The following is a 26,018-nucleotide window of genomic DNA, read 5'->3' as shown; positions in this document are numbered from 1 at the left end:
GTTCCTTTGAGTTGTTTTCCTCATGTGATCGTCGGCTCAAGCCAGTCTGACCGATACCTGCTCCACCGAATCCCGCGCTTCACGCAGTTCGTGGGCGTCCTGGTTGAGCCGATGGATCGTATTGAGCAGGCGCTGGCGCAGCACTTCATCGCTGAGTTTTTCGACCGCGCGCATCAGGTCGAATGCCGCGGTTTCGTTATTTTCCGCGACGGAATCCAGGGTCTTGCGCAGGTTGCGAGTGGCACGGGTCACGCGAGGTATTCCTTCATCAGCAATAGCAGGCACTTTAGGACATTCATGTTTCATTTTAATTTCAAACACTTGTGGCGCATTTGCGCTGACTTGATCCATATCAATCGAAACAGGATTTGACTGAAACATATGGAAATACGTATATTCGTATATCCATATATATGTGCATCAGTCATGTCGGATCTTTTCTCCCCTCCAGCCCTGTTCAAATGCCTCGCCGACCCAACCCGGGTGCGCTTGACGCTGTTGATCCTGCGCGAAGGCGAACTTTGTGTGTGCGAATTGATCCATGCCTTGGACGACAGCCAGCCAAAGATCTCCCGCCACCTGGCACAACTGCGCAGTGGCGGGCTGCTGCTGGATCGTCGCCAAGGGCAATGGATTTATTACCGCATCAATCCGGCACTGCCCGACTGGGTGCGTCACGTGCTGGACACCACCTTGCAAGCCAATCAGCCATGGTTGCAAAACGACGCGCTGCGTCTTGATGCAATGGGCGACAGACCACAACGGGCCGGCACCTGCTGCTGAGCCATCGGAGCTTTTATTCATGCTTGTCGCTAGTGCGATTTTCCTGTTCACCATCATTCTGGTCATCTGGCAGCCCAAGGGCCTGGGCGTCGGCTGGAGCGCCAGCCTGGGCGCGATCCTGGCCCTGGCGTGTGGCGTTATCAGCCTGACGGACATCCCGGTGGTGTGGCACATCATCTGGAATGCCACCGGTACCTTTGTCGCCTTGATCATCATCAGCCTGTTGCTGGACGAAGCCGGCTTCTTTGCCTGGGCCGCCCTGCACGTGGCGCGCTGGGGACGCGGCCGGGGCCGTCGGTTGTTCGCCTATATGGTGCTGCTGGGGGCGCTGGTCTCGGCGCTGTTTGCCAATGACGGCGCCGCATTGATCCTCACCCCTATCGTGATGTCGATGCTGCTGGCCCTGCGTTTTTCCCCTGCCGCGACCCTGGCATTTGTCATGGGTGCTGGGTTTATCGCCGATACCGCCAGCCTGCCGCTGGTGGTCTCCAACCTGGTGAACATTGTTTCGGCAGACTATTTCAAGATCGGCTTCAACGAATACGCGGCAGTCATGGTGCCGGTGAACCTGGTCAGCGTCGCCGCGACCCTCGCGGTGCTGCTGTGGTTTTTCCGCCGCGATATTCCCGGTACCTACGACCCGGCCGACCTGGCAGACCCCGCCAGTGCGATCCATGACCGCGCCACCTTTCGCGCCGGTTGGTGGGTGCTGGGCATCCTGCTGGTGGGCTGTTTTGCCCTGGAGCCACTGGGCATTCCCATCAGCGCGATTTCCGCGGTGTGCGCCGTGCTGCTGTTGGTGATCGCAGCCAAAGGCCACAAGATCTCCACACGCAAAGTACTCAAGGAAGCCCCCTGGCAGATCGTGGTCTTTTCCCTGGGCATGTACCTGGTGGTCTATGGCCTGCGTAACGCCGGCTTGACCACCTACCTGGCGACCTGGCTCGACAGCTTCGCCACCTATGGCGTATGGGGCGCGGCGATGGGCACCGGGGTGCTCACCGCGCTGCTGTCGTCAGCGATGAACAACCTGCCGACCGTATTGATCGGTGCGCTGTCCATCGAGTCCAGCCATGCCGTGGGCGTGGTCAAGGACGCGATGATCTACGCCAACGTCATCGGCAGCGACCTGGGTCCGAAAATCACCCCTATCGGCAGCCTGGCCACGTTGCTGTGGCTGCATATCCTGGCGCGCAAGGGCATCAACATTACCTGGGGCTACTACTTCAAGGTCGGCATCGTACTGACCTTGCCGGTGCTGCTGATCACCCTCGCCGCCCTCGCCTTGCGCCTCACGTTCTGAAGGAACTCTGTGATGAAAGTCCTGTTCATGTGCACCGCCAATAGCTGCCGCAGCATCCTGTCAGAAGCCATGTTCAACCACCTTGCGCCGCCCGGTTTCGTGGCGATCAGCTCCGGCAGCTTCCCCAAGGGCCAGGTCCTGCCCCGTAGCCTGAGCACGTTGCAGGCGGCGGGCATCAGTACCGAGGGTTTGTACAGCAAGGGCAATGACGCCTTTGAAGGCAGCCCGCCAGACGTGGTGATCACGGTCTGCGACAAGGCCGCCGGCGAAGCCTGCCCGGTGTATTTCGGGCCTGCGCTGAAGGCGCACTGGGGGCTGGAAGACCCCTCGGATGTGCAAGGTGACGAGGCACTTGTCGATGCAGCATTCAAGGCCACGCTGGAGACCATCGAGACCCGCTGTCGTGCCTTTTTCGCCCTGCCGTTCGACCGCCTCAGCGCCGCTGAGCTGAAGGCTGAACTCGAGCGCATTGCGCTGTTATAACCGGAGAGCGTCATGACCACCCTGCCCAACCTGGACACCCGCCTCGCACCGCCCCGGCAGACCGGGCTGGCTCACCCTCCGCGTATCCTGCTGCTCTATGGCTCCAACCGACCCCGCTCGTTCAGCCGGTTGCTGGTTGAGGAGTGCGCGCGCTTGCTGCGCCACTTCGGCGCCGACACGCAAATCTTCAACCCCAGCGGCTTGCCATTGCCTGACGATGCACCCAACGACCACCCCAAGGTTCAAGAGCTGTTGGCGCTGATGCAGTGGTCGGAAGGCCAGGTCTGGTGCTCTCCCGAACGCCACGGTTCGATGTCGGCAGTGTTCAAGGCGCAGATCGACTGGGTGCCGCTGGCCCTCGGTGCCGTTCGCCCGACCCAGGGCAAGACGCTGGCGGTGATGCAAGTCTCCGGGGGCTCTCAATCCTTTAACACGGTGAACCAGCTTCGCGTGCTGGGCCGTTGGATGCGCATGTTCACTATCCCCAACCAATCCTCGGTGCCCAAGGCGTTCATGGAGTTCGATGAGCACGACCGCATGAAGCCGTCGGCCCTCTATGACCGCGTCGTGGATGTGATGGAAGAACTGGTCAAGTTCACCGTACTGCTGCGTGAACGCCCGGACCTCGTGGACCGTTACTCGGAGCGCAAGGAAAGCGCCGATGAGCTGTCACAACGTGTCAATCAACGGTCGATCTGAGCCCCTGTGCCAGCGTATGCTCGTGCCCAATCTCTTACCGAGTCGAGTCGATGAGCGTCATGCAACACGCCTGGTTGGGCAACTACGAAGTCAGTTCCACGTCCTGCACCGGCCTGACGTTTGCCCGCCACAGCCATGATGAATGCGTGATCGGCGTGAACCTGGTGGGCGAAGAAAAAGTCTGGCTGGACCGCCGTGAGTTCGAGGCCGGCCCGGGCAGCATTACCTTGTACAACCCAGGGCAGATTCAAGGCGGCGGTGCGGCGGACGGGGCTCCCTGGCAGTTCGTCAGCCTGTACGCCACGGCCGATCAACTGGCGGCTGACCTGGGGCTGGCGCACATGGAGTTCGATCGTTCGCTGTGCTTTCAGCCCGACCTTGCGCAACGATTGGCCGGCGCGGTGAAAGCGGCTTTAGGCGATGACACCCTGGTCCGTGAACTGCAAGAAGAAGCGCTGGTGCTGATGCTGGGGGAAGTGGTCAACGCCAGTGGCGTGCGCCTGCCCGGCAGCACGACACTCGGCCACAACCTGATCGGTCGCGCCCAGGAAGTGCTCGCCGCACAACTGCATCGCTCAGTGTCCCTGGACCTTCTCGGGGATGAGCTGGGCCTGTCCAAATTCCACCTGCTGCGCGCCTTCCAGAAAGAAACCGGGCTCAGCCCCCGGCAATGGGCCATGCAACTGCGCACTCGGCGGGCCAAAGGTCTATTGCGCAACGGCGTGGCGGCCTGCGAGGTCGCCCATCACGTCGGGTTCGCCGACCAAAGCCACCTCAACCGGCATTTCCGCGCGGCCTACGGCATGACGCCGGGGCACTACCAACGCCTCCTGAATCGCTGAACAGCGCAATCTGGTTCAAGACGCCCCCCCCGCACACCCCCTCACACTGCCCACCCACATTTGAAGGAACGCGGGCATGCTGACGATCTTTTTCTACGCACTGGTATTCGGTTTTGTGTTTTGCCTTTCTCCCGGCGCGGTATTGGCAGAGACCTTGCGCCGCGGGTTGCTCCACGGCTTCATGCCGGCGCTGCTGGTACAGATAGGTTCACTGGTGGGCGATGCCGTGTGGGCGGTGATCGGCCTGACGGGTATTGCCCTGTTGATCCAGCATGATGCGGTGCGCGTACCGCTGACGATTATCTGCGCGCTGTACCTGGCCTGGCTCGGCATACGCAGCCTGATCGATGCCTGGCACCTGCCCGAAGCAGACAGCGCACCAGCCCGCTCCGGGCCCAATGCGTTGGCCGTGGGCGCGGCGATTTCCCTGGCCAACCCGAAGAACATTGTTTACTGGGGGGCGCTGGGCAGCGCCTTGTCGGGCATCGTCGGGGCCACGCCCAGCCATGGGCAAACGCTGATGTTTTTTGCAGGGTTCATGCTGGCTTCGGTGCTGTCGTGTTTTCTGATTGCGGCGCTGGTGAATCTGTTGCGCCAGAACGCCTCACCGACCTGGCAACGTATCAGTTACGGCGCCTGCGGTTTGGTATTGATCTACCTGGCGGCTTTGGCCGCACGCGGTATATGAAGTTATATATCCAGCAACTTCCGAGCGCGGCTTGCCTGAATGAACTCTGAACGCCGGATACTTTAATTAATTATGCGTTGACATTTTGTAACTGCCTAAGTAGATTGCCCCTGCCCGCAACTGGGGCCTTTTTTAAACCTCACAAAAGAAGCCAATGGACACAGTATCTAGTCGCTGTCCGAGCACCGCGAACGCGGGCATCGGGCGCCCAACCCAGAATATGACAGGACTCGCCTCCCCGGTCCGGTAAGCTGCGCTAGAGCTTGATGCTCCACCGTAACTGCCTCACCGGTCGCCCGTCCGGTCCCGAGGTGTGTTATGACCTTCCAACTCATTGCTCTACCCGATGCACGCATGCTGGCCGCGGCCTTGCGCGCCAAGCTATGCCGTGGGCCCGCGGGCGTTTGCCCTGCCCGCCCTGCCTGTACCACCGCCGCCCCCCCGGTGCGCCCGGCTCACCCGCTGGCGCGCTGGCGTATCTGCCCAGCCAGCGGCCAACGCGTGCTGCACTGGGATCACGCCGACCCGCTGGACCCTCAGAGACCTCTCGTTTCCAGCCTGGCTCAAGCCAGCCTGATGCTCGATCTTTACCTGAGCACTCGCGCTGCCTGAACCGTTTGGAAACAGCAACTTCCTGATTAATAACCTGGTGTTCTTTATGAACAAGCCCAGTCGTAACCCGCTGCGCGTTAGTTAACTAACGCGCTATTGGCGGGCGCAGTAAAAGTTATATCGAGACCTTATTTAAACCGATCGCGAAGTTAGCGACTCGGCATGCTTTCGCTCGCCTGTCATCAGGCCAGTAACGGGTATGTTTTGTCGAGAATTGGCGACAGGAGCACACACCATGAGCGCCGTAAAAAACGCCCCATTGAAGCAAAAAGCGCGCAGCGACGCCGACACCAAACTGTCGATGCGTGCCGCCCGCGAAGCCCACAACGGCCTGTCGGCCACCCTGGCCAACGTACGCGCCACCCAGGATGGCCTGACCGAACTCGACGCCGCCGCGCGTCTGCAACGCGAAGGCTATAACGAAGTCGCCCACGACAAGCCGCCTCACGCCATCGTCCAGTTCCTGCAGGCATTGAACAACCCGTTTATCTACGTACTGCTGACCTTGGGCGCCATCAGCTTCTTCACCGACTGCTGGTTGCCGATGCAGGCAGGAGAAGAGGTCGACCCGACCAAAGTCATCATTATCATGACCATGGTCCTGCTCAGCAGCTTGCTGCGTTTCTGGCAGGAACACCGTTCGGCCAAATCCGCCGAGGCCCTCAAAGCCATGGTGCGCACCACCGCGACGGTGCTGCGCCGCGAACAAGTGGGCAGCCAGCCAACCCTGCGCGAAGTGCCGATGCGCGACCTGGTGGCCGGCGACATTGTGCAACTGTCGGCGGGCGACATGATTCCGGCCGACATCCGCCTGATCGAATCCCGCGACCTGTTTATCAGCCAGGCCGTGCTGACCGGTGAAGCCTTGCCGGTGGAGAAGTACGACACGCTGGGGGATGTGACGCAAAAGTCCGCCCACTCCCCGGCCGCTGACCAGGGCAATTTGCTCGACCTGCCGAACATCTGCTTCATGGGCACCAACGTGGTCAGCGGCCGGGCCAAAGCCGTGGTCGTGGCCACCGGCGCGCGCACCTACTTTGGCTCCCTGGCCAAGGCCATTGTCGGCTCGCGGGTGCAAACCGCCTTTGATCGCGGGGTGAACAGCGTCAGCTGGCTGCTGATTCGCTTTATGTTGGTGATGGTGCCGATCGTGTTCTTCCTCAACGGTTTCTCCAAGGGTGACTGGGGCGATGCCTTCCTGTTTGCCCTGGCGGTCGCGGTGGGCCTCACCCCCGAAATGCTGCCGATGATCGTCAGCGCCAACCTGGCCAAGGGCGCCACGGCGATGGCCAAGCGCAAAGTGGTGGTCAAGCGCCTCAACGCAATCCAGAACTTCGGCTCGATGGATGTGCTGTGCACCGACAAGACCGGCACCCTGACCCAGGACAAGATCATCCTCGAGCACCACGTCAACGCTTTCGGCCAGCGGGATGACGCGGTGTTGTCCCTGGCCTGGCTCAACAGCCATCACCAGAGCGGCATGAAGAACCTGATGGACCAGGCCGTGGTGCAGTTCTCGGAACAGAACCCGAAGTTCCAGCAGCCCTTTGCCTACAGCAAGGTCGATGAATTACCGTTCGATTTTGTCCGCCGTCGCCTGTCGATCGTGGTCAAGGACACCGCCGCCGACCACTTGCTGGTGTGCAAAGGTGCCGTGGAAGAAATGCTCGGCATTTCCACCCATGTGATGGAAGGCGGGGCCGCCGTGCCATTGGATGAGCGTCGCCGTACTGAACTGCTGGCGCTTGCCAACGACTATAACGAGGACGGTTTCCGCGTCCTGGTGGTGGCGACGCGTAATATTCCCAAGGCCTTGGCCCGCCAGCAGTACACCACGGCCGATGAGCGCAATCTGGTGATCCAGGGGTTCCTGACCTTCCTCGATCCACCCAAGGAAACCGCAGGCCCGGCGATTGCCGCACTGCAACAAATTGGCGTGGCGGTGAAAGTGCTGACCGGCGACAACGCGGTGGTCACCAGCAAGATCTGCCGCCAGGTCGGCCTCGAGCCTGGCGAGCCGCTGCTGGGCATGGACATCGAAGCGATGGACGACGCCACCCTGCAACGCCGCGTGGAAGAACGCACGGTGTTCGCCAAGCTGACACCGCTGCAGAAATCACGGGTGCTCAAGGCGCTGCAAGCCAACGGCCACACCGTGGGTTTCCTGGGGGACGGCATCAATGATGCGCCGGCCCTGCGCGATGCCGACGTGGGCATCTCGGTGGACAGCGGCACGGACATTGCCAAGGAATCGGCCGACATCATCCTCCTGGAAAAAAGCCTGATGGTGCTGGAAGAAGGCGTGCTCAAGGGCCGCGAAACCTTCGGCAATATCATGAAGTACCTGAACATGACCGCCAGTTCCAACTTCGGCAACGTGTTCTCGGTGCTGGTGGCCAGTGCGTTCATCCCGTTCCTGCCGATGCTGTCGATCCACCTGCTGCTGCAGAACCTGATGTACGACATCTCCCAGTTGGCCCTGCCGTGGGACAAGATGGACAAGGAATACCTGGCCAAGCCCCGCAAGTGGGACGCGAAGAACATTGGCCGCTTCATGATCTGGATCGGGCCAACCTCGTCGATCTTCGACATCACCACCTTTGCGCTGATGTGGTACGTATTCGCCGCCAACAGTGTGGAAATGCAGACCTTGTTCCAGTCCGGCTGGTTTATCGAGGGCCTGCTCTCACAAACCCTGGTGGTGCATATGTTGCGCACCCGCAAGATCCCGTTCTTCCAGAGCACCGCCGCCTGGCCGGTACTGCTGATGACCGGCGTGGTCATCGCCCTGGGCATCTACGTGCCGTTCTCGCCGCTGGGCACACTGGTGGGCCTGCAACCGCTGCCGCTGGCGTACTTCCCCTGGCTGGTGGGCACCCTGCTCGCCTACTGCTGCGTGGCTCAACTGATGAAGACGATCTACATCCGCCGCTTCAAGCAGTGGTACTGATCCCCCGCCGTTTAACCGGTGGCGGTCGCCAGACCGCTACCGTGCAATACAAGCGCTACTACAAGGAAAAAGGGCCTATGCGCGTCTTGATCTGTGCAGGTCGTCATTACGCCGACACCAAGCTGTCCCGCCAAGTACTGGATGCCTACCACCGCCTGCGCCCGGTGCAGGTGTTGATCCACGGCGGCAACCAGTTCCTGGGCAGCGATATCGAGGAATGGGCGCGGGAACTCGGCATCGACGTGGTGCGCTACCCGCCCAACTGGCAACACCACGGCAAACAGGCGGAACGCCAGCGCAACCATTTCATGCTCACCGACAGCCGCCCCGACGTGGTCATCGCCCTGCCGGGTGGTGATGACACCTCGGAGCTGGTCTGCCAGGCCAAAGCCAGCGGCATTTCGGTGCTGACCGTAGAAAGCTGAATTCAAGCGAGGTGCCTCATGCACAAAAAACACATCCCTCGACGCCCGGACGGGTTTGCCAAATACCGCGCGCGCAACCATCGCGGCCCTCGGGCCACGCTGTTGCTGCTGCCCCCGGCAAAACGCCGCGCGTTGCAACGCAACCTGATCTTTATCGGCATAACCCTGGCGATCCTGTTGCTCATCGCCGTGCTCTCCAAAGCCCAGGCGGCAGGCGGGTCTTATACGGTCGACGATGGCGCGATCAATGCGCCGGGCGAATGCAACGTCGACGCCTGGTACACCGCCAACCGCCACGATGGCGGCACCCACAACGCGACCCTGTCACCCGCCTGCACGTTCAGCGCACTGCCTTCGGTGCAATGGGGCGCGGCACTGTCCCGGGCCACCACTGGTGGCCCGGGTGAAACCCAGGTCAACCCGCAACTCAAGGCGCAGCTGTTGTCGAGCGAAGCGTTGGGCCTGGAAATGGCGATTGCCGCCGGGGCGCACTTTGCCCTGGATCGGCGACACGGGTTTGACGGCGCGGACTTCAACGTGCCGCTGACCTGGCAATCTTCGCTGCCCCTGCGCCTGAACCTGAATGCTGGCTGGAGCCATGCCTACAACGACGGCGATCAAACCCACCGCCTGACCTGGGGCGCAGGCTTCGAATACCCGCTGGCGCAGTCCCTGACGCTGATCGCCGAACGCTACGGCCAGGCAGGCGGTGACCAGGCCTGGCAGGCGGGGCCGCGGTTGCATGTCGGGCCGTGGGTCGATGTCGACCTGGTGCTCGGGCGCAGCCTGATCGGTGAGCGTGACCAATGGCTGACCACCGGCGCCACAGTGCGCTTCTAGTCGCTGGCAGCGGCGCTGCTGTCCACCCGCCTGCCGGAACACCATGACCGTCGGGCGGGCACGCCTTATGATGGCGCCACCGCGCCGAGGAGGAATCACCCCGTGGACCGTATCGAACAGATTGCCCTGATGGCGACCTACAACCAGTGGATGAACCGCAAGGTGTATGACACCGCCCACCAGCTCAGCCCTGCCGCGCTGATGGAAGATCGTCGGGCATTTTTTGGTTCGATCCTGGGCACGCTGAACCACCTGATGTTGGGCGACACCGTGTGGCTCAAGCGCTTCGCCCAGCACCCGGCAGGCTATGGGGCGCTGGCACCGTTAACCGCCATCGCCACCCCCACCGACCTCAAGCAACTGGCCTTCGCCAACCTGGGTGAACTCTGGACGCACCGCGCCTGGCTGGATCAACTGATCATCGATTGGGCCGGCACCCTGAAAGAAAGCGAGCTTGACCAGCGCCTGCGCTACCACAACATGCGTGGCACCGCCGCCGACAAGCCGTTTTTTGGCCTGCTGGTGCACTTTTTCAATCACCAGACCCATCACCGGGGCCAGGTGACGACACTGCTGACCCAGGCGGGGCACGATGTGGGCGATACGGACCTGCTGGCGCTGATCGACTGAACTCAGCGGGCGCTGAACTCGGCATAGGCTTGCAACAGTCGGGGGAAGTCTTGCGGGGCCGGCAGTTGCGCGAAACTCTCACGCGCCGGGGTGGACGCCCACGGCAGCTTTTCGCTGGTCCAGGTCTCCATGAAGGGTACGTATTCCCGGGCGTTATCCAGCAAGCTGGCACGCACATTGACGAACTCATCGATGCCGTGGGGCCGGGTAAACAACCAGCTCATGCAATGGGGGCAAAAGTAATGGCGATCCACGCCATGCAAGCCGCCGATCACCGGGCAACCCTGGGTCACGGTGAATGCGCTGGCGGGAATCAATGCACTGAGGGAGAACGCGCTGGCGGTCATTTTCTGGCACCCGGTGCAATGGCACGCCATGGTGATCACCGGTGGCTGGCTCACGCTGAAGCGCACCTGGTTACACCGGCAACTGCCTTCCTGGGGCAGGTTGTTGATGCTCATCACTCATTCCTTTTTATGATTGGGACCGCGCCAGGGTAGCGTCCCACCATAGGGTTGAACAGGTGCGCGGCGTAAAACGAACGCTGTTGCGCGCGCTCGCGTGTCCCTCATGGCTCAACGCTGAACGCCCGGCCGATCGGGCTGTTGTGGCGAGCGGGCTTGCCCCGCGTTGGGCTGCGTAGCAGCCCCAAAACCTGGCGATTTAATATGCCTGGATAAACGCGGTGGCCTTATTGGGGCCGCTGCGCAGCCCAACGCGGGGCAAGCCCGCTCGCCACAACAAGCCCGCCCTCAATGATCGTTGGACACCCGCCTGGTGCGTGCCTTGTACACCGGCAGCGCAGCGGCATACGCCAGTGCCTGTTCGCGGGAATTGAAGGACGCCAACCGGTCCTTATGGGTACAGACCCGCCACGGCCCGAAGTTCACCTGCACGATATCGTAGCCATTCAGATGCAGCTTATTCAGCATTGGAGCGCTCATAGTCACCTCGCTTTCCTGAGATTTCCACGCAGTACGCGCCCTACCTTACACCCACATCCCCGGGCGTGGCCGACCGCATGTCGCAGCGCCCGGCTAGTCCGTGGGCAAACCCCATGCCTTCAAGTCGACGGCCTCCAGGCTGTGCAGGCGCCGGTCGGCGTGGAGGAACTTGTCGTCGGCCATCGCCGGGTCCGGGATGGCCACCGCGTACATGCCCGCCGCTTTCGCCGCGCTGATACCAAACGGTGAGTCCTCGAATACCAGGCAATCGGCCGGCGCAACCCCCAGGCGTTGGGCGGCGACCAGGAAGATATCCGGTGCCGGCTTGGCAGCGCCGACCTGCGGGTCATCCGCCGTGACGACCGCATCGAACAACTCGAACCACTCACGATGCCGGGCAATTTTCAGGTCGAAATAATGCCGCGACGAACTGGTCCCCACCGCAATCGGAATGCCCTTGGCCGACAGGTGACGCACCAAGGCTTCAGCGCCGGCCATGGCCGCAGCCTGGGGGAAACGCTCATTCATCAGGGGCGTGCGCAGTTCCAGGAACGCTTGCGCGCTGATCGGCAGTTCCAGCGCCTGCACGATATAGCTCGCCAGCGCGTATGCGCCCAGACCGATGGTGTGCTGCTTGATACTCCAGTCAAACCGCCGGCCACCGAAGCGGTCGGCAATCAATTGGGTGACTTCGGTGTAGATGCCTTCGGTATCGAGCAGCAAGCCGTCCATATCGAAAATCACCGCCTTGATCTGTGGTGCAGTCATCAGGGCTTTCCTCACGTTCGGCCAGCGTAGTGGTCGATCAGGCGGTTGAGCAGAATCGCCAGCACAATGATCACCCCGGTGATCGCCATCTGATAGAACGAACCCAGCCCGAGCAAATTGAAGATATTGCGCAGCACTTGCAGCAGCATCACCGCCACCGCCGTGCCGACCACGCTACCGCGCCCTCCGAACAGACTGGTGCCGCCCAGCACCACGGCAGCGATGGCGTCCAATTCCAGGCCCTGGGCCGCCGTGGGTTGGCCGACATGCAGGCGCGAGGTCATCAACAGCCCGGCGAACGCAGCCAGCCCCCCGCAAATGGCGAACACCGCAATGGTCACCGCCCGCACCGGGACACCGGACAAGCGCGCCGCTTCCAGGTTACCGCCCGTGGCAAGCACATACTCGCCAAACACCGTGTAGCGCAGCACCAGCCAGGCGATGAGCGTGATCAGGATGAAGATCAGGCCCAGCACCGGAAACGCGATGCCGGCACTCGGCAGGATGTCGATCATCGATGAACCAAACCCGGTGAAGCTTGCCGGCAGCCCGCCAATCGGTGCGCCATCGGAGGCCAGGAAGGTCGCACCGCGCAACGACACCAGGCCGGCCAGGGTGATGATAAAACTCGGCACCTTGCCAAATACCGTCAGGCTGCCCATCAAGGTGCCTATCGCCAGGCCCACCAGCAACGTCGCCGGCACTGCCAGCCAACCGCTGACCTGTTGCTGCAACAGCACCGCCACCAGGATGCCGCCAAAGGCGCACAAGCTGCCGACGGACAAATCGATGTTCGCGGTCAGGATGACGAAGGTCATGCCGATGGCCACGATCCCCACGATCGCCCCTTGCTGGAACAGGTTGGCGATATTGCCGAAGGTCAGGAAGTCATCGGACAAAAACGTCGCCACTGTCACGGCGAACAGGAAAATGAACACGAAGTTGTAGCGCATCACCCATTCCAGCACCGCACTGCGTCGGCTGGGCGTCAGGGCCATGGGCTTGTCGAAAACGGGTGTCGGGTTGCTGGCAATAGTCATGGTTCTGCACTCTTTACCGTTCAAGGATGTCGACCAATAAGGATGGCCTGGTCGATCTGGTCACGGCTGGCGCTCAACGGGTCGAAACACACCGCGTTACGCCCTTCGTGCATGACCCAGATCCGGTCACAATTGACGTACAACTCATCCAGCTCACTGCTGGCGACCAACACGGCCGCCCCCTCCTGCGCGAGGCTGCGGGCCAGGGCGTAGAGGTCGGCCTTGGCGCCGACATCCAGGCCACGGCTGGGCTCGTCGAGCAGCAACAACCGCGCACCGTCGATCACCCACTTGGCCATGACCACTTTTTGCTGATTGCCGCCGGACAACTGGCGTACCGGTTGCTCCAGGTTGTCGAGCTTGGTTTGCAGGCGTTGCAGCACCGGGCCCGCACGGTCCTTGGCCTGGCGATGGGAGAACCAGCCCAGATGCCGCGCATGCACCAGGCAGGCGTTGCGGTAGATCGGCGCGTCCAGCAGCAGGCCTTCGGTCTTGCGGTTTTCCGGGACCAGGCCGACGCCCTGGCGAATAGCCTGGCGTGAGGTCAATGGGCGGTAGGGCTCACCGAACAGTTCGACATCGCTGTCGGTACGACCCACACCGAACAACGCCTTGAGCAAGGTGCTGCGCCCTGCGCCGTTGAGCCCCGCCAGGCCGACAATTTCACCTTGGCGCACCTGCAATCCACGCACATCCAAGCCCTGGGCACCCTGCAAGCGACGAATATCCAGGGCCAGCGCCTCGCGCGGCGGCTGGCGCGGGCTGCGCTCCAGCAGGTCGCGATGTTCGCCGACCACCGCGGCCACCAGCGCCTGGTCATCGATCTGAGCCAATTCATAGGTGCGCAACGTGCGCCCGGCACGCAGCACGGTGACCCGGTCGCCGATCTCGCGAATCTCATTCAAGCGATGGCTCACGTACAACACCGCGACCCCGGCGGCAGTGATCTCGCGGATCACCCGGAATACCTGCTTGAGTTCGGTTTCGTTCAGCGCGGCGGACGGCTCATCCATCACCACGACCTTGGCCTCACAGGTCAGCGCCCGGGCAATGGCCGCCAGTTGCTGGTTGGCAATCGACAAGCTGCCCACGCAGTCAGTGCTGGAGAACGTGGCGCCGACCCGCACCAGCGCAGCCTTGGCCAAGGCACTGCGCTTGCCACGGTCGATCATGCCGAAGCGCCGTGGCGCGTAGCCGAGCATCAGGTTTTCTTCCACGGTCATCTGCGCGATCAGGTCCAGTTCCTGGTAGATCATGGCGATCCCGGCCTGGCGCGCCTGCTGCGGGTTTTTCAACTCGACGCGCCGGCCGCCGATGAACATCTCGCCAGCGTCCGGCCGATGGGCGCCGGCGACGATCTTCAGCAGGGTGCTCTTGCCCGCGCCGTTGGCGCCCAGCAGGCAATGCACTTCACCGGGGCGCACATCGAGGGACGCGTCGGTCAACGCGATGACATTGGGTGGAAAGCGTTTGCTGACATGCTGAATCTCCAGCGCCAAATCATTCATGATCCTGCTCCAGCAAATAGCGCGCGGTACCAGCGTCGGTCGCCAGCACATTGACGTAACCGGCCTTGACGCTGGCGTGCACGATGCGATGTTTGTGGGCCCCCACGCACACGGCTATCGACCAGGCTTTGTCGCGCAGCGCCGACAGGCGCAGGCCAAGGGTACGGGCATCCAGTTCGGGCATGACCGGTTCGCCGTCCATGCCGATAAACCGGCCCATGATGTCGCCCACCGCACCGAGGCGCTCAAGTTCCTGGAGCAAGGGACGGTCGATGTAGCCCGACTCCATCAGCACCGAATGGTCGGACAACTCGCCCAGGCTGAAGCAGGCAACTGGCGCCTGCTCGCCCAAGTGCATGACCTGGGCGATCACCGGGTCTTGTTCCAGCGCTTCCCGGGTATGGGCGTGCCCCAGGATGGCCGGCACGGGCAGCAAGGTGGCCTGGCCACGCGCCGCCTGGGCGAAGCGTTCGGCCACGTTATGGCTGGGTTCGCCGACCGAGCGCGTGTTGATCGCGCCATTGAGCAGCACCACATTGACCCCTTCGTTCCAGCGCGGCACCAACCATTGGGCCATCTTGGTCAGGGTGCGGCCCCACGACACGCCGATCAGGGCAGGCATCGGTTGCAGGGTGCACAGGTAGCGCGCAGCAGCCTGGGTCACGACATTGAGTGCATCGTCATCGTCGACCTCCAACACCAGCGCCTCGCGCAGGCCAAAACGCTTTTGCAACGCCACTTCCAGCGCCGGCACGCGGGCCGAGCGGGCCACAATGTCAATGCGTACGACGCCGCAGTCGCGGGCCTCGCGCAGCAGGCGGCTGACTTGCCAGCGGGTCAGGCCGGTTTCACGGGAGATGTCGCTCTGGGTCTTTTCCAGGTCGTAGTACAGCTTGGCGACTTGCACCATCAGGTCATCACGTTGGGAGTCCGCGGTGAGCTTGGGCGGCAATGAATCGGTGCAGGTTTGGGTGCTCATGCGGCCGGCCTTACGCCGAGCGTGCGGTTCGCCGGCGGTTTGCAACTGATGGGCGCCACGCTGTCCGTGGCGGCGCGGTAACGGCCAAGCAATTCGATGTACTGCTCATGGGCGTAAGGGTCGGGCTCGATCAGGCGGCCGACGGTGGTGAAGGCCGTGGCGGCTTGCTGCAAGTCACTGAATTCACCGAGGGCGCAGGCCGCCGCCGCCGCAGTCCCGATCAACGTCAGGTTGTCATGGGGGACCATCTCGAACGGTACGCCGGTGGCATCGACAGTGGCTTGCAACCACAGCGGGTTTTTCTGGAAACCGCCGGCAGCGACCACGCGGGTGATCTCAATGCCTTCACTGCGCCAGGTGTGGAAGATGTTCGCCGAGCCCAGGGCAATGGCTTCCACCGAGGCGCGATAGAGGTCGTGGCGGTCGTGATTGAGCGACAGGCCCATGATCGCCCCGCGCATGTCCGGCGAGCGATACGGCGTGCGGTTGCCCATCCAGTAATCGAGCACCAGCAGGCCGGTGGAGCCCGGTTGCAGGGCAGCGGCCTGGCGGATCAATTGCTGGTGGCCGGCATCGTCCAGGCCGAACATTTTTTGCGCGAGCCAGTTGAGAATCGAGCCAGCCGAGACTTGCCCGCCTTCCATCAGCCATTGGCCGTCGAGCAAGGCGCCGGGGTAAGGCCCCCAGATACCCGGCACGTCGATACGCTTGGGGGTATGCATCAGTTGCACCACGGAGGTGCCGCCGATAAACAGCACTTCACCCGCGCCCGTGGTACCGGCGCTGAGCATGGCCATGTGCGCATCGATACCGCCCTGGGCCACCAGGGTGTCGCGGCTCAGGCCCAGGTGATTGGCGGCCTCTGCGGTCAACGGACCGATTCGCCCACCGACCTTGATCACTTCCGGCGGCAGCTTCTGTGCGAGTTCGGGAATGCCCAGGTCGGCGTACAGTTCCACGGGGAAACGCTGCTGCAACGTGTCGTAGTTCCACTTACAACTGGCGTTGAGTTGAGAGGCAACCCAGCGCCCGGTCAGTTGGTAATTGATCCAGTCCACCGCTTCGCAGATTCGCGCCGCGCGGCGGTACACCTCGGGTTCGTGCTCAGCCAGCCACATGGCCTTGGGCACCAGCCACTCCACGGCGTCCCCCCCTTGGTTCATCATCGGGTGGCTGATCCGGGCGCTGCGCGCCGACTCAACGGCCGCGCGGCAATCCATCCATAACAAGGCCGGGGCCAACGGTTCGCCGTCCGCCTGGGCGGCCACCACCGTGGACGCAGTGGTCGCGACACACACCGCGGCCACCGGTAGATGCCCGGCCTGGGCCATCAATTGCCGACAGGCTTTGCCCAGCGCGGTCCACCAGTCAGCCGGCGCTTGTTCAGCCCAACCCAATTGCGGGTACTGCGTGGCGTAGGCGGCCTCGGCCACCTGTATCAGTTTATGGCTGTGCAAGTCATATAGCCCGGCACGCACCCCACCTGTTCCGAAATCCAGTCCCAACAACAACGTCATCGGTAGTCCTCCTGCGTCTTGTGCCGCCGACGCTTTTTGTTTTGAGCCCTGCAACCACCTGCATTGCAGGGCTGGGCGAATCACAGCCTAAGCCTTGGATCAGGGGCGGAAAATCACCTTGGCGGCCACTTCGCTGCGGTCGGCGTAACGCTTGAACATGGTGGGCAACTCTTCCAACGGCAAGTCGTGGGTGATCATGAATTGCCACTGCAATTCACCCGACGCCAGCTTGTCGATCGACGCGGTCCACTCGTCACCGGGGAACGGCGCCGAGAAGGAGTTCCACGCGCCATGCAAGGAAATTTCCTGGCGCAGGAAGTGCGAAAAAGTCGCGGTGCTGATCGGCACTTCGCCCGTTGGAATGCCGATAAATACCACGTGCCCGCCGGCCTTGGTCAGTTGTACCGCCTGGTTGATCGAGCTCGGATGACCCGCGGCTTCAACGACCAGTTGGCAGCGCGGCAACTCGACATCCGAGGCACCGCTGAGCAAGGTGTGGGTCGCACCGGCCTGGCGGGCCATGGCGAGTTTCTCTTCGGCGATATCGATGGCGACGATGTCCTTGGCGCCCATGATGCGCAGCCACTGGATCACAAACAGCCCGATCGGCCCGCACCCCACCACCGCGCCACTCTGCCCGGCCTTGAAATCGGCTTTCCAGATGGCGTGCAGCGCAATCGCCGCCGGGTCGACCAGGGACGCGGCAATCGGGTCCATGCCCTTGGGCACTTTGATCAGGTTGCTCAGCGGCACATTGACGTACTCGGCATAAGCGCCATCGCGGCGGCTGCCAAAGTAGTCGTACTGTTCGGAGCGCGACGGAAAGCCACGGGCATACTGGTCGCTGGTCACGTCCGGGATCATCGGCGGCACAGTGACCAATTCGCCAATGGCGTAGCCTTCGACGCCACTGCCGATTTCTTCGATGAAACCAGCAAACTCATGGCCGCAGATCAGCGGCATCACATGGGCGCCCTTGCTCAGCATCCGCGGGATATCCGAGCCGCAGACCCCACAGGCCGCTACTCGAACCAAGGCGTGGCCGGCCTTGACGGCAGGTTTTGGAACATCTTCGACCCGGATATCACCCGGTTTGTACATGACGGCAGCTTTCACAGTGAAATCCCCTGTTGGATAGGCAATGCAGCGGTGAGCGCTTCAGAGTGCGCCGGGACGGTATTCGCCGAAGGTGGCGTCGTGCTTGATCTGGGCCGCATCGGCCTGGGTCACGACTTTGGTGCCGGCGTCGACGAAGGCCGGGATGGTCTTGCCGGTGACCAGGCCACGCGCCGCTTCAATCGCGACTTCGCCTAGGTAACGCGGATCGTTGAGGGCGGTGGCGACGTATTGGTCACCGTTCTGAATGGCATTGATCGCTTCCGACAGGCCATCGACGCCCGCGACCAGTACGTTTTTCTTGCCGCTTTCATTGAGCACTTGCAGGGCGCCCATGGCCATATCGTCGTTGTGCGCGATCACGGCCTTGAGGTCAGGGTGGGCCTGTAACAGATCCTGCATCGCCGTCACCGCATTGGCGCGCATGTATTCGCTGTAGGGGCCTTCGATAATCTTGAAGTCGGTGCCGGCCAGCGCGGTATGAAAGCCCTTGCGCCGCTCTTGCATCACGGTACCGCCGGCATCGCCCTGGATCTCGATGACCTTGCCGCTGACCACGCCTTTTTGTTTCAGCGCGGCCACCAGGGCTTTGCCGGACAGCTCGCCCATCTCAGCATTGTTGCGACCGATGGTGGCGGCGACAGGCGCGTTGATCGCGCGGTCCACGGCGATCACCGGGACCTTGGCGCGCTTGGCGGCATCCAGCGAGGCGCCGACGGCGTCGGGGTTGACTGCATTGATGATCAGGACGTCGATCTTGCGGGTCAGCAGGTCCTGGATATCGTTGTTTTGCTTGCTGATGTCGCCATTGGCGTCGAGGAAGATCAACTCGTCGCCATCTTTCGCGGCGGCCGCCTTGGCACCGTCACGCAGTTGCACATAGAAAGGCGATTGGAGGGTGACCTGGCTGAAACCGATCTTCAGATCCTTGGCCTGGGCATTCAACGCCAGTACCGAGGCCGCGACAGCCAGTGCAAGGGACAGCACCTGAACAGGTTTACGGGCGATCTGTAGCATGGTGATTCCTATTTTTATTGTTGTCTGGATTCGGGCACTGCCTTCAGCGAGGCAGTGCTCACAAATGTGAACAGCGATCACATTTGAAAAACTATGCCTTGCCCGCCAGGGTGTCAAGGCAATTTTGTTAGAATCCAAACATACGATAAATAAATCACAGCATCAGAATCGCCCCGGCCTCCTCGATGAGCTGCCGCTGCGCCACTGGCAGGCCAACGTCACTGATCACCCGCTGGAAGTCGGCCAGTTCAGCAAAATGCGCTGCACGTACCTGCTCGAACTTGGTGTGGTCGGCCACCAGCACACAACGCTGCGCCCGTGCCATGACCCGGCGCTTGACCTCCACTTCATTGAGGTTGTAACAGGTCACGCCATGCACGGCGCTCACCCCGGCGGCGGAGATAAATGCCCAGGCCACGCGGATCCCCTCAAGGATGCCCAGCTCGGCGCGACTCTCGAAGACCAGGTTGCGCCGATCCAGCATGCCTCCGCACAGGATCACCGTGCAGTGGGGCTTTTGCTGGAGTTTGAGCAGGACATTGAGGGAGTTGCACAGGGCGGTGAACTCCAGGTCATCGGGCAACGCGTCGATGATAAACGGCGTGGTGGTGCCGCAATCGATGAAAACGGTATCGCCCGGGCGCACCAGGCTGGCGGCCACGCTGCCGATGCGACGCTTCTCGACGAGGTTGCGCTGGTCTTGTTCGGCCACCTGGTAATCCGGCTCCGGCGCACCGCTGCGGGTGACATGCCCGCCCAGCAGGCGCAGGCCCTGGAGGCTGTCCACCAGGTCGCGGCGCACCGTCATTTCCGACACGCCGAGCAATGCCGCCATCTCGCGTAAATGCACGGCGGCCTCGCCTTGCAAGGCCCTGTGCATGGCTTTGAATCGTTCGCTTTTCTTTGAATCCACTGCGTTTTCACTCGGTTTGAACGTGGCCGATAGATAACAAGGCTCACAAATCCCATTTACAATGTTATTTATTTAACATTTAATGCATCCAACTTAACACAAACAGGCTTTTCTCAGCACCCTCCCCCACAGGACTCCGACCATGCCCCAAGCCCCCCTGTCCCTCGCTGCCTACATCGACCATACCTTGCTGACCGCAGACGCTTCCCAGACCAGCCTGCGCCAATTGTGCGACGAAGCTCGCCTGTACGGCTTCAAGTCGGTATGCGTCAACAGCGCCAACGTACCGCTGGCGGCCGAATGCCTGCGCGGGTCAGCTGCCCTGGTGTGCGCGGTGGTCGGCTTTCCACTGGGCGCCGGGCTGAGTGCGGCCAAGGCCTGCGAGGCACAACTGGCGATCCAGGCGGGTGCGCGGGAAATCGACATGGTGCTGAACATCGGCTGGTTGAAAGATGGCTTGCTCGACCAGGTGCGTGACGATATTGCCCAGGTGCTCGAGGCCTGTGGAGAGGTGCCATTGAAAGTGATCCTGGAAACCGGTTTGCTCAATGACGAACAGAAGATCAAGGCATGCGAAGTGTGCCGTGAACTCAATGTTGGCTTCGTCAAGACCTCCACCGGCTTCGGCCACGGGGGCGCCACCTTGGAGGATGTGCGCTTGATGCGCAAAGTGGTCGGCGCGGCGATCGGGGTGAAAGCCTCAGGGGGCGTACGCGACCTGGCAACGGCCCAGGCAATGATCGAGGCGGGCGCTACGCGCCTGGGCAGCAGCTCCGGGATAGCGATTGTCAATGGCGCCAGTGCAGTGGCCGACGCCTATTAAGCAAGACCCGCAAGCGCGAACATTCTCGCGCCTGCGGTAACGCGTCGGTTACTTCACTTTGCTGCTCAGGCTTTCAACGCTGCGTTTCAAATCGTCCAGGCTACGCTTCAAGGCGTCGATGTCACTTTTCTGCCGGTCAATCGTGCTTTTCTGATCCTGGATCGTGCTCTTGAGGCTGGACAGTTGGCTATCACCGGCGCTGGCGGCGGAACCGCCCTTACGCTTGAGCTCGTCGAGCTCGCGGCCCTGGCCCTCGACTTTGCTGGTCAGGCTTTGCAGTGCGCTGGTGCTACGCTTCTGCTCCGCTTGCAACGCTTCGATATCGCCCACCGAAAGGCTCGACGACTTCAACACATATTGGTTACCCGCCTCCATCGAAGTCGCCGTCAACCGGTCACCGGCCGACGCACTGAAATCCCCCCACTTCACCGCACTCCCCGCCTGCACCGGGCCGACCACACCACCCGCCAATACCGCCACGGCGCCTATTGTCATCATCCAAGAACGCTTACGAACACGGAGCATCAATTGATTCCTTTCCGAACTGCCGGGATGGCATATCGCTATGACTGTCATTTATGAGCCTTGTTCCCGGGTCTCGCACGCCTTTTGCGTTGTTCGTGAAGCCTATGTAGATCACTGATCTATCAAGCTTTTTCATCCAGCCCTTTGCACAAGAAAGGTGCCCGGCCACCTTGCGCCCAGGCGCCTGGATCTATATATTCCCAACCCTGTTGCACCGCGCTACCGCCCGAATGGCGAAACTGGTAGACGCATGGGACTTAAAATCCCCCGCTCGTAAGGGCGTCCCGGTTCGATTCCGGGTTCGGGCACCATCGATATCAAGGGCTTGCATGATGAACTTCATGCAGGCCCTTATCTTTTGTGTTCCTCAATTTCAGGATCTGTCCCGCAGTTCCCTTCCCTGGCGTTCTGCCGACTCAAATCAACAGTTTCTGTTCTTCACCCGTACGCTAACGGAATCGCTGCAGGCAAGGCGTTCCTGGAGCGGTCGAATACCCCTCTGTCTCATGGATTGATCTTCCCCTCCCCGTTTTTCCCCATCTCATCAAGGCTGCATCCGCGTAGAAACAACCAGTGAGCCATTCGAGGCCAACGCACCATCCGTATCGAGCGAAGCGAGCGGGTGCACGAGGGGGCGCACTCCGAACACAATAATAAATTCGCGCGAGTCACTTTCATTATGAAATTCACTGTGCAATATTATTATCGTAATACTTAGCAACAAATCCCGGAGATCGTCATGAAGAAAGCCAGCTTCCAGTCCATGCCCTGCCCGGTCGCCCGTGCCCTGGAGCACATCGGTGATGGCTGGAGCCTTTTGATCTTGCGCGATGCGTTCTATGGGCTGCGTCGTTTCGACGAATTTCTCACGAGCCTGGGGATCGCCTCTAACACGCTGACTCGCCGCCTGAACACGCTGGTGGCCAACGGTTTGCTGGAGCGGCGCCCCTACCAGGACAACCCGCCGCGCCACGAATACCACCTCACCGAAGCCGGCCGGGACTTGCGCCAGGTGATTCTCACGCTGATGGCCTGGGGCGCGCGGCATGCCGAGGGGTCATCCAAGGTGTTTCTCGCCGATGAGGACACCGGGCGCCCCGTGAAACTCGCGTTGATGGATGCCAACACCGGCAAGCCCATCACCCGCGAAGACCACCGCGTGCATGTCGCCGCCGACGCCGAACCATTGAGCCTGTGGCGCGCGCGAACCGGTAGGGCCTACACCGCAAAAGATCAACTGGTCAGCCCCTTTCCCCACTAATACGCAATGAGGTCATTTCGTCATGGACGCTCAAGTCAGCGCTGTGCCCGAACCCACGAAAACTTCCCGGCGCAAACACGTACTGCGCGTGGGGCTGCTGACCCTGGCCGTGGTGGGCGGCGTCTGGTACGCCAGCCACTGGTGGCTGGTCAGCCGATTTATCGAGGACACCGACGATGCCTACGTGGGTGCGGACGTGACGGTGATCAGCGCCAAAGTGCCGGGCTATATCAGCGAAGTGGCCGTGCAGGACAACCAGTTCGTGCACGCCAGCGACGTACTGGCCCGCATTGATGTACGCGACTACCGCACCGCCCTGGCCAAGGCCGATGGCGCCGTGGCAGCGCAACAGGCCGCGCTCGCCAACCTCGACGCCACCGAACAATTGCAACTGGCAGTGATCAACCAGGCCAGGGCGCAGATCGACGCTACCGACGCCGAAGCCCAACGGGCCGGCGACGATCAGACGCGCTACCAGCACCTGGTACGCAGCCAGGCCGTGTCGGTGGAAAGTGCGCAACGGGTCAACGCCGTGTGGAAGACCGCCCGCGCCGATCACTCCCGGGCGCAAGCCGGGCTGATGGCGGCACGCCGGCAGATCGACGTGATCGAAACCCAACGCGGTCAGGCCCGCGCCGCACTGCAGCAGGCCCAAGCCGAACGCGACCAGGCACAACTGAACATCAGCTACACCGAACTGCGGGCCCCGGTGGACGGCTACGTGGGCAATCGCCGCGCCCGGGTCGGTGCCTACGCCGCGGCCGGCAGCCAGTTGATCTCGGTGGTGCCGGCAAAAGGGCTGTGGGTGGACGCCAATTTCAAGGAAGACCAACTGGGCCGCCTGCAGATTGGGCAAAGCGTGAGCATCCGCGCCGATATCCTCCCCGGCCGCGAATTCCACGGGCACATCGAGAGCCTCGCCCCCGCCACCGGCGCACAATTCAGTGTGCTGCCGCCGGAAAACGCCACCGGCAACTTCACCAAGATCGTGCAGCGCGTGCCGGTGCGCGTGCGGCTCGACAGCAATGACGCCGACTTTGGCGCCCTGCGCCCAGGCCTGTCGGTGATGGCAAAGGTCAACACCCGTGAGGCGTTCGAAGACCAGGCCAGCGCCCTCAAGGCCCAGCTATGAACAACCCGCTGCCCGCCCTCAGCACTGCGCAAAAGGTCGCAGCCTTCGCCACCATGTGCGTGGGCATGTTCATCGCCTTGATCGATATCCAGATCGTGTCCGCTTCCCTCAAGGACATCGGCGGCGGGCTGTCTGCCGGCGCGGACGATACGGCGTGGGTGCAGACCGCTTATCTGATCGCGGAGATCATCGTGATCCCCATGTCGGGATGGCTCTCGCGGGTAATGAGCACGCGCTGGCTGTTCGCGGCGTCGGCGGCCGGGTTTACCTTGACCAGCCTGTTGTGTGCCATGGCCTGGAACATCCAGAGCATGATCGCGTTTCGTGCCTTGCAGGGGTTCCTGGGAGGCTCGATGATCCCGTTGGTGTTCACCACCGCGTTCATGTACTTCAACGGCAAACAGCGGGTGATCGCCGCGTCCACCATCGGCGCCATCGCGTCCCTTGCGCCCACCCTGGGCCCCGCCGTGGGCGGCTGGATCACTGATATTTCTTCGTGGCACTGGCTGTTCTACATCAACCTGGTGCCTGGCCTGTTCGTGACATTCGCGGTGCCGATGCTGGTGAAAGTCGACCGCCCCAACCCATCGTTGCTCAAGGGCGCCGACTACATCGGCATGGGCCTGATGGCGGTGTTTCTCGGCTGCCTGGAATACACCCTCGAAGAAGGCCCGCGCTGGAACTGGTTCAGTGACAGCACCATCTCCACCACCGCCTGGATCGCCGCTATCAGTGGCGGACTGTTTATCTGGCGCTGCCTGGAAATCAAGGAACCGATTGTCGACCTGCGCGCCCTGCAGGACCGGAACTTCGCCCTGGGCTGCCTGTTTTCATTTATCACCGGCATCGGCATTTTCGCCACCATCTACCTCACGCCGCTGTTCCTCGGCCGGGTGCGCGGGTATGGCTCGCTGGATATCGGCCTGGCGGTTTTTTCCACGGGGGTGTTCCAGTTGCTGGCGATCCCGGTGTACGCGCTGCTGGCCAACCGCTTCGACCTGCGCTGGATCTTGATGTTTGGCTTGTCGCTGTTCGCCCTGTCGATGTGGGACTTCTCCCCCATCACCCACGACTGGGGTGCCAAGGAATTGCTGCTGCCCCAGGCCATACGCGGGTTTGCCCAACAAATGGCAGTGCCACCGGTGGTAACCCTGACCCTCGGCGCACTGGCCCCCGACCGGCTGAAACTCGCCTCCGGCCTGTTCAACCTGATGCGCAACCTCGGCGGCGCCATCGGCATCGCCGCCTGCGCCACGGTGCTCAACGACCGCACCAACCTGCACTTCCTGCGCCTGGCCGAGCACCTGAATATCCAGAACGAATCCATGAATGTCTGGCTTGACCAGCTTTCAGGCAATGCCCAACTGCTCGGGCAAAACAGCCTGGATGCCAACCAGTTTGCACTGCGTCAGCTATGGGCGCTGACGTGGCGTGAGGCGCAGACGCTGACCTATGCCGATTCGTTCCTGATGATCATGGCGTGCTTCGTCGTCGCCGTGTTACTGGTGCCGTTGATGCGCAAGGTACAACCGCCGAAACAGCCATCCGCGGATGCCCATTGAATTTTACCCACAACAGCCGCCCCCCATTTTTACCCTAGCCGACCAGCGATAGCGTTCCGGCATAAATGGAGAAATATCAATGAATCTAGTCGATGAAGTTGCACCCGGCCTATCCGGACTTGAGACCCTGCAGGCGCTGATTTCTGCCGGGGGACGGCCACCGATTGGCGAATCTCTGGACTTCACTTTTGTCGAAGCCGGTGACGGCTGGGCGGTCTTCACAGGCACGCCCGGCCTGCATGCCTACAACCCGATCGGCACGATCCACGGAGGGTATGCTGCAACGCTACTCGACTCCGCATGTGGGTGCGCCGTTCACTCCAAGCTTTCAGCAACCCAGGCCTACACAACCCTTGAACTGAAAGTTTCATATTTGCGCCCCATTACCACTGAAACAGGCCCGCTCCGGGCCGAGGGTCGTGTCATCTCGGTGGGTCGGCGCGCAGCGTTTGCCGAGGCGACATTAAAAGGTGCCGACGAGCGCATCTACGCAAGCGCGACCTCCACGTTGTTAGTGATGGAACGCCCACAAAGTACAGAACGTACACCATCATCACGGCGCAATTAATCTAATCGGGAAATCGGGGGTGAAATCCCCCCGGGCCGTAGTGCTGCCCTAAATTTCGCATGACGGCTTCGGGATATGGCTGGCGCCGCG

28 protein-coding genes and 1 tRNA gene are annotated in these 26,018 nt (G+C 61.9%); 17 read left to right on the top strand and 12 right to left on the bottom strand.

Features of this window, described 5'->3' with window-relative positions:
* Positions 1–36: 36 nt before the first annotated feature.
* Entirely contained in the window at positions 37–252 is a 216-nt protein-coding gene (locus tag P2T68_RS17540; RefSeq protein WP_024075662.1) for a hypothetical protein, read from the bottom strand.
* A gap of 174 nt (positions 253–426) precedes the next feature.
* Between P2T68_RS17540 and P2T68_RS17535 the strand changes: the two genes are divergently transcribed.
* The 11 genes from P2T68_RS17535 (at position 427) to P2T68_RS17485 (ending at position 10,255) form a co-directional block, all read left to right on the top strand.
* A complete protein-coding gene (locus tag P2T68_RS17535; protein ID WP_024075663.1) occupies positions 427–783 on the top strand; it encodes a metalloregulator ArsR/SmtB family transcription factor in 357 nt (118 codons plus the stop codon).
* A gap of 19 nt (positions 784–802) precedes the next feature.
* The gene (locus tag P2T68_RS17530) at positions 803–2,086 is read left to right on the top strand and encodes an arsenic transporter (protein ID WP_024075664.1); all 1,284 of its coding nucleotides are present in this window, start codon (positions 803–805) and stop codon (positions 2,084–2,086) included.
* A gap of 12 nt (positions 2,087–2,098) precedes the next feature.
* Positions 2,099–2,569, top strand: a complete 471-nt coding sequence (locus tag P2T68_RS17525) for an arsenate reductase ArsC (protein ID WP_024075665.1) — start codon at positions 2,099–2,101, stop codon at positions 2,567–2,569.
* A gap of 12 nt (positions 2,570–2,581) precedes the next feature.
* Positions 2,582–3,268, top strand: a complete 687-nt coding sequence (arsH, locus tag P2T68_RS17520) for an arsenical resistance protein ArsH (protein WP_024075666.1) — start codon at positions 2,582–2,584, stop codon at positions 3,266–3,268.
* A 50-nt stretch (positions 3,269–3,318) separates the two neighbouring features.
* Positions 3,319–4,110, top strand: a complete 792-nt coding sequence (locus P2T68_RS17515; RefSeq protein WP_069076042.1) for an AraC family transcriptional regulator — start codon at positions 3,319–3,321, stop codon at positions 4,108–4,110.
* Between the two features lie 76 nt (positions 4,111–4,186).
* Entirely contained in the window at positions 4,187–4,798 is a 612-nt protein-coding gene (locus P2T68_RS17510) for a LysE family transporter (RefSeq protein ID WP_024075668.1), read from the top strand.
* Between the two features lie 318 nt (positions 4,799–5,116).
* Complete coding sequence (locus P2T68_RS17505; RefSeq protein WP_081329196.1) at positions 5,117–5,410, top strand: hypothetical protein; 294 nt, start codon at positions 5,117–5,119, stop codon at positions 5,408–5,410.
* 235 nt (positions 5,411–5,645) lie between these two features.
* Positions 5,646–8,360: a magnesium-translocating P-type ATPase gene (mgtA, locus tag P2T68_RS17500; RefSeq protein ID WP_041160946.1), complete on the top strand. Its 2,715-nt coding sequence runs from the start codon at positions 5,646–5,648 to the stop codon at positions 8,358–8,360.
* 77 nt (positions 8,361–8,437) lie between these two features.
* Positions 8,438–8,785 carry a DUF2493 domain-containing protein gene (locus P2T68_RS17495; RefSeq protein ID WP_024075671.1) on the top strand — a complete coding sequence of 116 codons (348 nt, stop codon included), beginning with the start codon at positions 8,438–8,440 and terminating at the stop codon, positions 8,783–8,785.
* Positions 8,786–8,803: 18 nt separating this feature from the next.
* On the top strand, positions 8,804–9,625 hold the full coding sequence (locus P2T68_RS17490; RefSeq protein ID WP_193689360.1) for a hypothetical protein: 822 nt from the start codon (positions 8,804–8,806) through the stop codon (positions 9,623–9,625).
* Between the two features lie 102 nt (positions 9,626–9,727).
* Positions 9,728–10,255, top strand: a complete 528-nt coding sequence (locus tag P2T68_RS17485; protein ID WP_277379722.1) for a DinB family protein — start codon at positions 9,728–9,730, stop codon at positions 10,253–10,255.
* Positions 10,256–10,257: 2 nt separating this feature from the next.
* Here the strand turns inward: P2T68_RS17485 and P2T68_RS17480 are convergent, their stop codons facing one another.
* The 10 genes from P2T68_RS17480 to deoR form a co-directional block, all read right to left on the bottom strand.
* Positions 10,258–10,716: a GFA family protein gene (locus P2T68_RS17480; RefSeq protein ID WP_102624642.1), complete on the bottom strand. Its 459-nt coding sequence runs from the start codon at positions 10,714–10,716 to the stop codon at positions 10,258–10,260.
* A gap of 291 nt (positions 10,717–11,007) precedes the next feature.
* On the bottom strand, positions 11,008–11,199 hold the full coding sequence (locus P2T68_RS17475; protein ID WP_041160947.1) for a hypothetical protein: 192 nt from the start codon (positions 11,197–11,199) through the stop codon (positions 11,008–11,010).
* 93 nt (positions 11,200–11,292) lie between these two features.
* Positions 11,293–11,967, bottom strand: a complete 675-nt coding sequence (locus P2T68_RS17470) for an HAD-IA family hydrolase (RefSeq protein ID WP_024075676.1) — start codon at positions 11,965–11,967, stop codon at positions 11,293–11,295.
* Positions 11,968–11,978: 11 nt separating this feature from the next.
* Entirely contained in the window at positions 11,979–13,007 is a 1,029-nt protein-coding gene (locus P2T68_RS17465) for an ABC transporter permease (RefSeq protein ID WP_024075677.1), read from the bottom strand.
* 20 nt (positions 13,008–13,027) lie between these two features.
* Positions 13,028–14,515 carry a sugar ABC transporter ATP-binding protein gene (locus tag P2T68_RS17460; protein WP_102624644.1) on the bottom strand — a complete coding sequence of 496 codons (1,488 nt, stop codon included), beginning with the start codon at positions 14,513–14,515 and terminating at the stop codon, positions 13,028–13,030.
* Positions 14,508–15,494, bottom strand: coding sequence for a sugar-binding domain-containing protein (locus P2T68_RS17455; protein WP_277379721.1), 987 nt, complete (start codon positions 15,492–15,494; stop codon positions 14,508–14,510). The genes P2T68_RS17460 and P2T68_RS17455 overlap by 8 nt, the downstream gene beginning before the upstream one ends.
* Positions 15,491–17,011 (bottom strand): FGGY-family carbohydrate kinase, encoded by a 1,521-nt coding sequence (locus tag P2T68_RS17450; protein ID WP_024075680.1) that lies wholly within the window; start codon positions 17,009–17,011, stop codon positions 15,491–15,493. The genes P2T68_RS17455 and P2T68_RS17450 overlap by 4 nt, the downstream gene beginning before the upstream one ends.
* A 99-nt stretch (positions 17,012–17,110) precedes the next feature.
* A complete protein-coding gene (locus P2T68_RS17445; RefSeq protein WP_024075681.1) occupies positions 17,111–18,127 on the bottom strand; it encodes a galactitol-1-phosphate 5-dehydrogenase in 1,017 nt (338 codons plus the stop codon).
* 42 nt (positions 18,128–18,169) lie between these two features.
* Positions 18,170–19,144, bottom strand: coding sequence for a substrate-binding domain-containing protein (locus P2T68_RS17440; RefSeq protein ID WP_024075682.1), 975 nt, complete (start codon positions 19,142–19,144; stop codon positions 18,170–18,172).
* 154 nt (positions 19,145–19,298) lie between these two features.
* On the bottom strand, positions 19,299–20,057 hold the full coding sequence (gene deoR, locus P2T68_RS17435; RefSeq protein ID WP_277379720.1) for a DNA-binding transcriptional repressor DeoR: 759 nt from the start codon (positions 20,055–20,057) through the stop codon (positions 19,299–19,301).
* Positions 20,058–20,199: 142 nt separating this feature from the next.
* On the opposite strand from deoR, the gene deoC reads away from it, so the two are divergent.
* On the top strand, positions 20,200–20,880 hold the full coding sequence (gene deoC, locus P2T68_RS17430) for a deoxyribose-phosphate aldolase (protein WP_024075684.1): 681 nt from the start codon (positions 20,200–20,202) through the stop codon (positions 20,878–20,880).
* A 48-nt stretch (positions 20,881–20,928) separates the two neighbouring features.
* Here the strand turns inward: deoC and P2T68_RS17425 are convergent, their stop codons facing one another.
* On the bottom strand, positions 20,929–21,405 hold the full coding sequence (locus P2T68_RS17425) for a hypothetical protein (protein ID WP_069076046.1): 477 nt from the start codon (positions 21,403–21,405) through the stop codon (positions 20,929–20,931).
* A gap of 224 nt (positions 21,406–21,629) precedes the next feature.
* Between P2T68_RS17425 and P2T68_RS17420 the strand changes: the two genes are divergently transcribed.
* The 5 genes from P2T68_RS17420 to P2T68_RS17400 all read left to right on the top strand — a co-directional run bounded on the left by P2T68_RS17420 (position 21,630) and on the right by P2T68_RS17400 (position 25,928).
* Positions 21,630–21,716 (top strand) — tRNA-Leu (locus P2T68_RS17420).
* A gap of 428 nt (positions 21,717–22,144) precedes the next feature.
* Positions 22,145–22,666 carry a helix-turn-helix domain-containing protein gene (locus tag P2T68_RS17415; RefSeq protein ID WP_024075685.1) on the top strand — a complete coding sequence of 174 codons (522 nt, stop codon included), beginning with the start codon at positions 22,145–22,147 and terminating at the stop codon, positions 22,664–22,666.
* A 22-nt stretch (positions 22,667–22,688) separates the two neighbouring features.
* Positions 22,689–23,798: an HlyD family secretion protein gene (locus tag P2T68_RS17410; RefSeq protein WP_277379719.1), complete on the top strand. Its 1,110-nt coding sequence runs from the start codon at positions 22,689–22,691 to the stop codon at positions 23,796–23,798.
* Positions 23,795–25,360: a DHA2 family efflux MFS transporter permease subunit gene (locus P2T68_RS17405; protein ID WP_277379718.1), complete on the top strand. Its 1,566-nt coding sequence runs from the start codon at positions 23,795–23,797 to the stop codon at positions 25,358–25,360. Before P2T68_RS17410 ends, P2T68_RS17405 begins: the two co-directional genes overlap by 4 nt.
* 79 nt (positions 25,361–25,439) lie before the next feature.
* Positions 25,440–25,928 (top strand): PaaI family thioesterase, encoded by a 489-nt coding sequence (locus P2T68_RS17400; protein ID WP_024075688.1) that lies wholly within the window; start codon positions 25,440–25,442, stop codon positions 25,926–25,928.
* Positions 25,929–26,018 lie beyond the last annotated feature (90 nt).

The organism is Pseudomonas sp. G11 (genome assembly GCF_029457515.1).
Lineage (GTDB): Bacteria > Pseudomonadota > Gammaproteobacteria > Pseudomonadales > Pseudomonadaceae > Aquipseudomonas > Aquipseudomonas gorinensis.
Note: the sequence above shows the minus strand (reverse complement) of the source record. Positions and strands in the feature narration are given on the sequence as shown.

Bases quoted from the DNA above. Each gene is read 5' to 3' on its own strand.
- arsH (WP_024075666.1), top strand. From the start codon at position 2,582: ATGACCACCCTGCCCAACCTGGACACCCGCCTCGCACCGCCCCGGCAG.
- P2T68_RS17535 (WP_024075663.1), top strand. From the start codon at position 427: ATGTCGGATCTTTTCTCCCCTCCAGCCCTGTTCAAATGCCTCGCCGAC.
- P2T68_RS17475 (WP_041160947.1), bottom strand. From the start codon at position 11,199: ATGAGCGCTCCAATGCTGAATAAGCTGCATCTGAATGGCTACGATATC.
- P2T68_RS17530 (WP_024075664.1), top strand. From the start codon at position 803: ATGCTTGTCGCTAGTGCGATTTTCCTGTTCACCATCATTCTGGTCATC.
- P2T68_RS17470 (WP_024075676.1), bottom strand. From the start codon at position 11,967: ATGACTGCACCACAGATCAAGGCGGTGATTTTCGATATGGACGGCTTG.
- P2T68_RS17495 (WP_024075671.1), top strand. From the start codon at position 8,438: ATGCGCGTCTTGATCTGTGCAGGTCGTCATTACGCCGACACCAAGCTG.
- P2T68_RS17525 (WP_024075665.1), top strand. From the start codon at position 2,099: ATGAAAGTCCTGTTCATGTGCACCGCCAATAGCTGCCGCAGCATCCTG.
- P2T68_RS17440 (WP_024075682.1), bottom strand. From the start codon at position 19,144: ATGCTACAGATCGCCCGTAAACCTGTTCAGGTGCTGTCCCTTGCACTG.
- P2T68_RS17405 (WP_277379718.1), top strand. From the start codon at position 23,795: ATGAACAACCCGCTGCCCGCCCTCAGCACTGCGCAAAAGGTCGCAGCC.
- deoC (WP_024075684.1), top strand. From the start codon at position 20,200: ATGCCCCAAGCCCCCCTGTCCCTCGCTGCCTACATCGACCATACCTTG.
- P2T68_RS17515 (WP_069076042.1), top strand. From the start codon at position 3,319: ATGAGCGTCATGCAACACGCCTGGTTGGGCAACTACGAAGTCAGTTCC.
- P2T68_RS17400 (WP_024075688.1), top strand. From the start codon at position 25,440: ATGAATCTAGTCGATGAAGTTGCACCCGGCCTATCCGGACTTGAGACC.
- P2T68_RS17460 (WP_102624644.1), bottom strand. From the start codon at position 14,515: ATGAATGATTTGGCGCTGGAGATTCAGCATGTCAGCAAACGCTTTCCA.
- P2T68_RS17425 (WP_069076046.1), bottom strand. From the start codon at position 21,405: ATGCTCCGTGTTCGTAAGCGTTCTTGGATGATGACAATAGGCGCCGTG.
- P2T68_RS17450 (WP_024075680.1), bottom strand. From the start codon at position 17,011: ATGACGTTGTTGTTGGGACTGGATTTCGGAACAGGTGGGGTGCGTGCC.
- mgtA (WP_041160946.1), top strand. From the start codon at position 5,646: ATGAGCGCCGTAAAAAACGCCCCATTGAAGCAAAAAGCGCGCAGCGAC.
- P2T68_RS17465 (WP_024075677.1), bottom strand. From the start codon at position 13,007: ATGACTATTGCCAGCAACCCGACACCCGTTTTCGACAAGCCCATGGCC.
- P2T68_RS17480 (WP_102624642.1), bottom strand. From the start codon at position 10,716: ATGAGCATCAACAACCTGCCCCAGGAAGGCAGTTGCCGGTGTAACCAG.
- P2T68_RS17415 (WP_024075685.1), top strand. From the start codon at position 22,145: ATGAAGAAAGCCAGCTTCCAGTCCATGCCCTGCCCGGTCGCCCGTGCC.
- P2T68_RS17510 (WP_024075668.1), top strand. From the start codon at position 4,187: ATGCTGACGATCTTTTTCTACGCACTGGTATTCGGTTTTGTGTTTTGC.
- P2T68_RS17410 (WP_277379719.1), top strand. From the start codon at position 22,689: ATGGACGCTCAAGTCAGCGCTGTGCCCGAACCCACGAAAACTTCCCGG.
- P2T68_RS17490 (WP_193689360.1), top strand. From the start codon at position 8,804: ATGCACAAAAAACACATCCCTCGACGCCCGGACGGGTTTGCCAAATAC.
- P2T68_RS17505 (WP_081329196.1), top strand. From the start codon at position 5,117: ATGACCTTCCAACTCATTGCTCTACCCGATGCACGCATGCTGGCCGCG.
- P2T68_RS17455 (WP_277379721.1), bottom strand. From the start codon at position 15,494: ATGAGCACCCAAACCTGCACCGATTCATTGCCGCCCAAGCTCACCGCG.